Here is a 2161-nt window from a genome sequence, read left to right as displayed (position 1 = left end):
AAAATCCTTTCATCTCCCTATATAAAATTGTTTATATTATGAAAAAGATGTAATTAATTTTAGAGTTCCGCCACATATCCATCAAGCTAAGCTTATTTAAGTTTAGCTACTCTTTTTAATCTTGAATTTTAAAAAAGAGTAGCAGGTAGTACGGTTATGTCTATATATCTAAAAAACTTAAAATTAAACTATGAGTTCATGGATAAATTAAAAACTGCGGCGTAAGTACTACAGTTTCTTCCTTCTTCATTGAGTTGAAATATGTAAAGTTACGTACTTTAACTGTAGTGGACTTGTACTACGCGTTCATATTAATTTTATAGACGTTTAAGGATTTTGTTTTATGGGTAGTATTCTTGCTGTGAAATCAGGATTGTAAATATAGATGAACGTGATTCAAATCAAAAAAAGGTACTCCTAGAAGTACCTTTTTTACTATTCTAAATGTGCGAACGCTTTCAAAATTATTGGATATAAATTGATGTACGCATTGTATTAAATGGTGCATTTATAGATGTCTTTTGGTACTCAAAAGTTCCTTGTTGGTGTCCAGAAGCATCCCATTTATAATACCAGCCAACGATTGGTCTTCCGCCAATTATAGTGGAATCAATACTTTTTATATTAGAACCATTCATTTTAGCAAATGGGTTTTGGCCATAGCCCATTTCTTTCGTTGTAATATATAAGTATTTCCCCCCGTGGTTACGCGATGTGCTGAAGCTGTTCTGATTAATTGTTTCTACCCCGCCTAGCTCAGACTCTACTTGTACGACGTTTAATGAAGTAAGTGGTGCTGCTGGTCCAGCTGAAGCTTCTGTTGCCATTCCTAATCCGACGAACGCTGTGATTGCTAACGATGAAATCACTAGTGCTGCTTTTTTTAACATAAAAACATCCCCTTCCATCTATTGTTTTCTCTTTCATTGTCAATATAATCCTAATAATCTTATATGTAAATAGATTGTAACTGCAGAAATAAAAGAAAGAATATTCTGATTTATTAACATTGAAAAATATGACTTCAACTTTTTTCGTTAAAGATAGACATCAATCTCTAACTACCTAATGACCTCAAATAAACGCTATTCAAGCCATTTTAAGAGGTACAAAAGACCTTATAGTATATAAGGTCTTTCCCGACACTCTGAAAAAACCCGTGAATCATTCACGGGTTTTACTTTAATAACTAATTGCAATTGTACCTTCACCTGCATGAACCGCAAATGAAATTGGTAATGGATATAATTTGAAATCCATTTCAGGGAATGCTTGTCTAATATCTGCAATCCATTCTTCAGCTCCAGCTTTATCGTTAGCATGGAACATGTGAAGTACTTTTGGTAATTCTTTTTCAAGTTCATTTTTAATATATTCTCGACATTTTTGGATTTTACGAACTTTCTTTTCAAGTAAAAGCTCTCCACCTTTTACTTCTAATATTAAGTTGACACTTAATAAACTTCCAAGTAAAAATTGAATACCCTTTACACGGCCACTTGCATATAGACCTTTTAAACTCTTTGGAAATACATGAAAAGGTCTTCTTTTTTCCTCTACTAATGTTTTGTGTATATCTTGTAAAGTCATACCATCATTGTATAACGATTTCGCTTTTCTAATTAGTTCATCCATTGGATAACTTGTTGTTTCACTGTCTAATACCGTTAATGGAAAACCTGCCATTTCTGCAGCTAACTTCATATTTTGATAGGTTCCACTTACTTTTCCGCTAATAGCAACTGCAAATCCCTCTTCATATTCTTCTTTGCATTTCGAAAATAACTCTACCATTTCCCCTATGTTAGGCTGTGATGTAGTGACAGTTTTACCTTCGTTCAAAGCATTATAAACGCGCTCACGCACACCTTCTTCGCAATCTTTGTACGACACACCATCAATAATAACTTCAATTGGGATAACAAAGTTATCTCCTTCTGTTTTAAAACTCGCAGTTGTACTATCAGTAATCCAAGCAACACGCTTCATGTTGTTCCTCCCTTAATTCAATTCCTCTTTTCTGACTTTTCTATATATTTATGTTACGAAAAGAGAATATCCCTGTAATAGTAACAGGACTTTATTGTTTTGGCTATAGTAGATGCATATTAAATGTGACTATTTCTTGTCTATTTCACAAATAAAAAAGAAAATCAAGGAA

Annotated in this window: 2 protein-coding genes; both read right to left on the bottom strand. The window is 33.0% G+C overall.

Annotated features, from left to right (window positions below):
- Positions 1-464: 464 nt before the first annotated feature.
- On the bottom strand, positions 465-890 hold the full coding sequence (locus ACQGS6_RS27055; RefSeq protein ID WP_426965916.1) for a DUF4879 domain-containing protein: 426 nt from the start codon (positions 888-890) through the stop codon (positions 465-467).
- 292 nt (positions 891-1182) lie between these two features.
- Complete coding sequence (locus ACQGS6_RS27050) at positions 1183-1989, bottom strand: DegV family protein (RefSeq protein ID WP_000831933.1); 807 nt, start codon at positions 1987-1989, stop codon at positions 1183-1185.
- Positions 1990-2161 lie beyond the last annotated feature (172 nt).

It is taken from the genome of Bacillus sp. GMs2/2, from assembly GCF_050172095.1.
GTDB classification, from domain to species: Bacteria; Bacillota; Bacilli; order Bacillales; family Bacillaceae_G; genus Bacillus_A; species Bacillus_A cereus.
Note: the sequence above shows the minus strand (reverse complement) of the source record. Positions and strands in the feature narration are given on the sequence as shown.